The sequence below is a fragment of the Aquaspirillum serpens DSM 68 genome (genome assembly GCF_000420525.1).
Lineage (GTDB): Bacteria > Pseudomonadota > Gammaproteobacteria > Burkholderiales > Aquaspirillaceae > Aquaspirillum > Aquaspirillum serpens.
The window spans coordinates 33,553-40,912 of the sequence record NZ_ATVC01000018.1 but is presented as its reverse complement, the minus strand read 5'-3'; the positions used below and the strand labels follow the sequence as shown (position 1 = coordinate 40,912).

The window sequence follows — 7,360 nt, the reverse complement described above, 5'->3', positions numbered from 1 at the left end:
AATGCGGTACGTTTGGCAAAGAAGTTTTGATACGCTCGTTCTAAATCCTTCAAAGCCTGTTGCAAGGCTTGGCTTGGTGATTCTCTCAGCCAAGCAAATTCTTGCTTCCAACTGGGCAAAAGATTAGCCAATTTGACGTAAGAAAACTTGCTTGTCGGGTCAGTCTGATACCATTCCTTTTGCAATGCCAACGCCTTATTAAAGACGAACCGACACGAACCCGCAAAGCGCGACATTTGCCGTGTTTGCTGGCCGTTAGGTGTCAGTTGGAATTTGAAGGCTTGGAGTCGTTTCATGCGCTCATTATACAAACAGCAAAGCAAACATTGATTTGTTTTTACTTTACAACCACAACACAAAACCCAAAAACGGCTTTGCCGTTTGCGCCTGACATCTCCGCCATGAATGGCGAGGTTTTACGGCGCAGGGGATAAAAAAACCGCAGCCGAAAGCTGCGGTTTTTCACGACTGCATGCAATTACATGCGTTCGATCATTGCCTTACCGAAGTCAGAGCAGCTCACTTCAGTCGCACCGTCCATCAGACGAGCAAAGTCATAAGTCACGATCTTGTCGCCAATGGCGGCTTCCATCGACTTGATCACCAAGTCGGCGGCTTCTTTCCAGCCCAGATGGCGCAGCATCATTTCTGCCGACAGAATCAGCGAACCAGGGTTCACTTTGTCCAGACCGGCATATTTTGGTGCAGTACCGTGGGTTGCTTCAAAGCAAGCGTATTGGTCAGAGATGTTTGCACCTGGAGCAATACCAATACCACCCACTTGTGCCGCTAAGGCATCAGAGATGTAGTCGCCATTCAGGTTGCAGCAAGCAATCACGTCGTATTCAGCAGGACGCAACAGGATTTGTTGCAAGAACGCATCAGCAATCGCGTCTTTCACCACGATTTCACGACCTGTGTTCGGGTTGGTGAATTTGCACCATGGGCCGCCGTCGATCAGTTCTGCGCCGAATTCTTCTTGGGCCACTTTGTAACCCACATCACGGAACAGACCTTCGGTGAATTTCATGATGTTACCTTTGTGCACCAAGGTAACGCTCTTACGATCGTTGTCGATCGCGTATTTCATCGCGGCGCGCACAATGCGAGTGGTGCCTTCGACCGAAATAGGTTTGATACCGATACCCGATGTAGCTGGGAAACGGATTTTTTTCACGCCCATTTCGCTTTGCAAGAAGTCGATGACTTTCTTGGCATTGTCAGTTTCAGCTTGCCATTCGATACCGGCATAGATGTCTTCGGTGTTTTCACGGAAGATGACCATATCGGTTTTCGTTGGGTCTTTCAGTGGCGAAGGTACGCCAGTGAAATAGCGCACAGGGCGCACGCACTGATACAGGTCGAGTTCTTGACGCAATGCCACGTTCAACGAGCGAATACCGCCGCCGACTGGGGTGGTCATTGGGCCTTTGATCGACACGGAATATTCTTTCAGTGCGTCAAATGTTTCTTTTGGCAGCCATTCATCAGCACCGTAGATGCGGGTGGATTTTTCACCAGCATACACTTCCATCCAATGAATTTTCTTCTCGCCACCATAGGCTTTCGCAACAGCAGCATCAATCACATCTTTCATCACCGGTGTGATATCGACACCAATACCATCGCCTTCGATGAAAGGAATAATCGGATTGTTAGGAACGGGTTGACCAGGGACAATTTTTTGGCCTTCTTGGGGGACCTTGATATGCGAAGTTGCGCTCATGCCTACTCCATCTTGAGTTGAGTTATTAAAGGTGTGGCTCGAACGGAGCCGCGCCCGGGTGGGGGCGGCTTGGCGCCAGGAGGCGGTGCCCAGCGGCCCTCAGGGTACGAAAGTGCGGGCGAAGCGGAAAAAATATAATGTGGCAGGGTAGGCCAAACATCAGATTTTTTCGTGTTCCCCTCTATTATCCGGCAAAACCCGCGCCCCTGCTAGCAAGTCGTTGGCTTTTGCGGTTGGAAAAACTATCTTTGCCTGAGATCGCGACAACGCGCTATGCTTACGGTATTTTACTGTCCGCAACACACAAAACAAATAATCAAAAGAGGGGTGCTTGTTTTATGAATATCGCTGTCACTCGCCATCCAATTGCATGGGACATTGCCCAAGCTTTAGTCGATGGTTTTAATCGTCATTACCGTTTGTTCCGTGAGTGTAGCGCACGTGCCAAGTCGCAATTTGAAGCGCAAGATTGGATGGGGATGCAGCGCACCATTCAAGAGCGGATTGATTTTTATGATGAGCGTGTGACAGAAACCACCGCTCGTTTACAAGATGAATTTCAGGCGCAGTCGTTGGATGAAACGGTGTGGCAGCAGGTTAAGCTGCACTTTATCGGTTTGTTGGTGAATCATCGCCAACCCGAATTGGCCGAGACTTTTTTCAACTCGGTGTTCACTCGCATCTTGCATCGTAACTACTTCAATAACGATTTTATTTTTGTGCGGCCGGTGATTTCAACCGAGTACATTGAAACCGACCCGCCCACCTATCGCAGCTACTACCCTGCCAAAACAGGTCTACGCGCCACCATTCGTAAAATCATCGAAGATTTTGGCTGGAAAACGCCGTTTGCTGATTTACGGCGTGATATTCAGCATGTGATGCGAGCGGTGTTTAATCATCTTGGCGGCGCATGGCCACAGCTCGAGGTGAGTTATCAAATCCAAATCCTGCACTCGGCTTTTTATCGCAATAAAACCGCGTGGATCATTGGCAAAGTGGTCAACGGCGCACAGGTTTATCCCTTTGCCGTGCCGGTGATGTTTAACGACGATGGCCGTTTGCGTTTAGACACGGTGTTGTTAGAAGCGTGGCGGATTGGCGTGTTGTTCTCGTTTTCACGGGCGTATTTCTTGGTGGAAATGGAAGCGCCTTCGGGTTATGTGCAATTCTTGCGCTCGATTTTGCCGACTAAAACCAAGGCCGAGCTTTACACCATGTTGGGCTTACAAAAGCAGGGTAAGAATATTTTTTACCGTGATTTTATGCACCATCTGCAACACTCTAACGACAACTTTGTCATTGCCCCCGGCATTCCCGGCTTGGTGATGTTGGTGTTCTTACTGCCGTCATTCCCGTTTGTGTTCAAGATTATTAAAGATGTGTTTGGCACCAGTAAGGAAGTCGATCATGCAACGGTGAAACGCAAATATCAGTTGGTGAAGCAACATGATCGGGTTGGGCGGATGGCGGATACGTTGGATTTTTCAAATGTTGCATTCCCGAAACACCGTTTTGATCCTGAGTTGATGGAGCAATTACGCACATTGGCACCATCGATTATTGAAGAAACCGAAGACAGCATTGTGATTCAACATTTGTATATTGAGCGGCGGATGAAGCCGTTGAATATGTATATCGAGAATGCAACACCGGAGCAGAAAGAGCACGCGATTAAAGAGTATGGCGATGCGATTCGTGAGTTGGCGACGGCGAATATTTTCCCGGGGGATATGTTGTGGAAGAACTTCGGGGTAACGCGTTATGGTCGGGTGATTTTTTATGACTACGATGAAATCGAGTACATGACCGATTGTAATTTCCGCAAAATTCCACCGGCACCCACGCCGGAGATGGAGATGTCGTCCGAGCCGTGGTATCCGGTAGCGAAAAATGATGTCTTCCCCGAGGAGTTTGCGACGTTCTTACTGGGTAATCATGAAACTCGGCGGATGTTCTTGAAGTATCACCGCGATTTGTTAAGCGCAGAGTTTTGGATTGAGCGACAGCAGAAAATCCGCGCCGGTCACATGGAAGATTTTTACCCCTATCCACAAGCCTTGCGCTTCTGTCATCAGTTTGCTTGATCGTTTTTTATTTAAAAACGTGGTTGGGTTGATTTGTTCAACCCAACCTACGGGGCGAAAAAATTATGGATTAAGGAGGACTCAGTGCTCAAACCAATCATTCAAGAAGAAATTTCCGGATGTGGGATTGCATCAGTTGCCAACATTCTTGGTAGAACATATTCGGAGATGAAAACTGTAGCCAATGCTATGGGCATATATGCTTCGGATAAATCCCTATGGTCAGATACACAGTACGTACGGCGCATGTTATCGAGTTCAGGCATCAAAACTTCTCCTGAAGAAATACCTTTTGAGTCTTGGGAGACATTGCCGGATCTCGCTTTACTTTCGATCAAACATTATCAGGAAGAAGGTAGAGACTTTTGGCATTGGGTTGTGTTCAAGCGTATAAACGGCAGACCTTACGTATTGGATTCAGCCAGCTATCTATCATTCAATATTCGTGAAGATTTCAACGCGATGCACCCCAAATGGTTTATTACTGTGATTCCGTAGATCACTCTCTAAAGCATATTAAATCTCTATCCCTACAGTGCTATCACCCCGTAGGGGTGATGCACCATCAATAAATCTTCCTATGTCAAAAGTCATCCTACTCAACAAACCCTACGGCGTGATTTGCCAATTTAGCCCATCACCTCCCCACCAATCCCTAGCCGACTACGTCCCTGTGCCAAAAGTCTATCCCGCTGGCCGCCTCGATACCGATAGCGAAGGCTTGGTACTTCTCACCGATGATGGCCCGTTACAACATCTGATTGCACACCCCCGTTTCAAACAAGCCAAAACCTATTGGGTGCAAGTGGAGGGCATCCCCTCGCCACAACAAATCACCCAACTACAACAAGGCGTCGATTTAGGCGACTTTGTGACACAACCCGCCCAAGCCCGACAGATCGCAGAACCCACGCTGTGGCCACGGCAACCGCCGGTGCGGTTTCGCAAAAATATCCCCACCTCGTGGCTAGAAATCATCTTGAAAGAAGGCAAAAACCGCCAAGTACGGCGGATGACTGCCAAAGTTGGGCTACCTACTTTGCGCTTGGTTCGGGTTGCGATTGGTGAATTGCGGTTAGCAGATTTGCCCTTGGGCGCATGGCGCGAACTCTCTGCCAGCGAAAAACAGACTTTGCTGCCCCCCTCGCCCCCTAAACGCGTAAAACCATCATCTCCAGCTGTTCGACAAATAAGATGAACAAACCGCAAACAACCTTGTTTTGTTCAATACAAAAATAAGACAAATTTCTTGACAAAGGCCAAGACGGGGCATAGATTGATCTAAATCAATCTGTTTTGCGGGAGTCTCAGCATGTCCGCTCGCTTGTCTTGGCCGAATTGGCAACGCCTAAGTTGGAGTAGTGTCGCAGTAGTCTGTGCGGCGTTGTGGTGGAGTAGTGATAGCCATGCCGCCGCACCAAAATGCCCTGCCCTACTCAATCACAGTTTCACCACCCTACAAGGTGAAAAAATCAACCTGTGCCAGTACGCAGACCGCCCGATTTTGGTCGTCAACACTGCAAGCAAATGCGGCTACACCCCACAGTTTGAAAAGCTAGAACAGCTCTACAGTAAGCATAAGAGCCGTTTGTTAGTGGTGGGCTTCCCAAGCAATGACTTTTTGCAAGAGTTAACAAGCAACAAAGAAATTGCCGACTTCTGCAAACTCACCTACTTCGTGCAGTTCCCGATGATTGAAAAATCGGTGGTGCGTGGGCCGCATGCAATGCCGTTCTACCAACAACTGCGCACAGCCACCGGTGAAAGCCCACGCTGGAATTTTCACAAATACGTGATCTTGCCGCAGGCAAGCAAAGTCTTGAGCTTTGGCAGTGCTGTCGAACCCGATAGCGCCGCCATCCAAAATGTGCTGCGGCCTTATCTTGCTGCGAGCTAACCCTCTTGTGACTCACCCCCCATTCTTTTGCAAGGAACTCACACCATGAGCGCACTGGAAATCCTCCCTGATGTCCAAGCCACGCAGCAAGACTTTGGCCTTGCTATTGACCAAGTCGGTATCAAAGCTCTGCGTTTTCCGGCTTCCATCGCAACGGCAAGCGGTGCCCAAAGCACGGTGGCTACCTTAGATATGTATGTTTCGCTGCCATCCGATCAAAAAGGCACGCACATGTCGCGCTTTGTCGAACATATCGAGGCTTTTGATGGCGCGTTTGACTTTGCCAGCTTTCAACAGTTTTTATCAGAAATGACGACGCGCCTTCACGCTGCTGACGGTGAGGTTTGCATGGCTTTCCCCTACTTCATTCGTAAGACCGCGCCGGTCTCGGGGGTACAAAGTTTGTTGGACGTGCAAGCCAGTTTTACTGGTCGCTTGAGTGCAGAACAGGGATGGCAGTTTGAATTAGAAGTCAAGGCGCCAGTAACCAGCCTTTGCCCCTGCTCGAAACAAATTTCCCGTTATGGCGCACACAATCAACGCTCGGAAATTACCTTGCGTGTGGCGTTAAACGCGGCGATGTCGATTGAGGAATTGGTCAGAATCGCCGAAGAAAAAGCCTCGTGTGAAGTGTTTGGCCTGCTCAAACGCCCTGATGAAAAATGGGTAACCGAGCGTGCCTATGAAAATCCAAAGTTTGTTGAAGATTTGGTACGCGAGATTGCTTTAGCGTTGCGCGAGGACAGCCGAATTGATCGCTTTGTGGTGGAAAGTGAAAACTTTGAGTCGATTCACAACCACTCTGCCTTTGCCCGCATCCGCTGGCAACGGCCTGCGGCGAGTGTAACCGCATGAGCACGATTTTAATCACAGGTGCCACCGGTGGTATTGGCCGTGCCTTAGCACAGCAACTGCATCAACAAGGCCACCAGCTGTTATTGCTAGCGCGAGATGAGAGCAAACTAGCGCAGTTGGCGGCAGAGCTGGGCCCAGAGACCGCGTATGTCAGTGCCGATTTAACCGTCAGTGGCGCAGCAGAACAGGCCATTCAACAGCTTGCCGAACAACAGCCGGTGATTGATGGTTTTGCGCATTGTGTTGGTTCGATTAGCTTAAAACCGCTGCACCTATGTCGTGAAGATGAATTTGAAACAGTCTGGCGGCAAAATACCTTTACCGCGTTTAGTGCCTTACGCGCTTTCACGGCCTTGGCCTTAAAGCGTCGCCATCCTGCGGCGGCAGTATTAGTGGGCTCGCTGGTGGCGATGCCGCACAGTGGTTTTCCTAATCATGAAGCTGTTGCCAGCGCAAAAGCAGCAGTGGCAGCGTTGGCGATGAGCGCCGCTGCCAGTTATGCCAATAAAGGTATTCGAGTGAATACGGTGATGCCGGGGTTAACACGGACACCGTTGGCAGCCCGTTTCTTGGCTAACCCAGAAGCGGAAGCGCGGATGCAAAGCATGAATCCATTAGGACAAGTAGCCGAGCCAGAAGATGTCGCTGGTTTGATGGCTTTCTTATTATCACCAGCGGCACGCCATATCACGGGGCAAGTCATTGCTGTCGATGGTGGGCAAGCCAGCTTACAACGTCCAGCGGTCTGACCTCACCAGCGGAAACGGCGTGCAGCGTTCTCCCTGATTGGGCGGT

At 49.6% G+C, this 7,360-nt stretch carries 8 protein-coding genes; 6 read left to right on the top strand and 2 right to left on the bottom strand.

Translation table 11 applies throughout. From position 1 onward, the window contains the following. Together G465_RS0105345 and icd are read right to left on the bottom strand one after the other, a co-directional pair. The coding region (locus G465_RS0105345; protein WP_022653449.1) for a helix-turn-helix domain-containing protein at positions 1-296 on the bottom strand (296 nt) is incomplete at its 3' end. 182 nt (positions 297-478) lie between these two features. After that, positions 479-1,726, bottom strand: a complete 1,248-nt coding sequence (icd, locus tag G465_RS0105340) for an NADP-dependent isocitrate dehydrogenase (protein WP_022653448.1) — start codon at positions 1,724-1,726, stop codon at positions 479-481. 338 nt (positions 1,727-2,064) lie between these two features. On the opposite strand from icd, the gene aceK reads away from it, so the two are divergent. The 6 genes from aceK to G465_RS0105310 all read left to right on the top strand — a co-directional run bounded on the left by aceK (position 2,065) and on the right by G465_RS0105310 (position 7,314). Continuing rightward, the gene (gene aceK, locus G465_RS0105335; RefSeq protein WP_022653447.1) at positions 2,065-3,813 is read left to right on the top strand and encodes a bifunctional isocitrate dehydrogenase kinase/phosphatase; all 1,749 of its coding nucleotides are present in this window, start codon (positions 2,065-2,067) and stop codon (positions 3,811-3,813) included. 84 nt (positions 3,814-3,897) lie between these two features. Then, entirely contained in the window at positions 3,898-4,311 is a 414-nt protein-coding gene (locus G465_RS0105330) for a hypothetical protein (RefSeq protein ID WP_022653446.1), read from the top strand. A gap of 82 nt (positions 4,312-4,393) precedes the next feature. Continuing rightward, complete coding sequence (locus tag G465_RS13640) at positions 4,394-5,011, top strand: pseudouridine synthase (protein ID WP_022653445.1); 618 nt, start codon at positions 4,394-4,396, stop codon at positions 5,009-5,011. Between the two features lie 114 nt (positions 5,012-5,125). After that, positions 5,126-5,710 (top strand): glutathione peroxidase, encoded by a 585-nt coding sequence (locus tag G465_RS0105320; RefSeq protein ID WP_022653444.1) that lies wholly within the window; start codon positions 5,126-5,128, stop codon positions 5,708-5,710. A 54-nt stretch (positions 5,711-5,764) separates the two neighbouring features. Continuing rightward, the gene (folE2, locus tag G465_RS0105315; RefSeq protein WP_211213695.1) at positions 5,765-6,565 is read left to right on the top strand and encodes a GTP cyclohydrolase FolE2; all 801 of its coding nucleotides are present in this window, start codon (positions 5,765-5,767) and stop codon (positions 6,563-6,565) included. Further along, entirely contained in the window at positions 6,562-7,314 is a 753-nt protein-coding gene (locus G465_RS0105310) for an SDR family NAD(P)-dependent oxidoreductase (protein WP_022653442.1), read from the top strand. Before folE2 ends, G465_RS0105310 begins: the two co-directional genes overlap by 4 nt. Positions 7,315-7,360 lie beyond the last annotated feature (46 nt).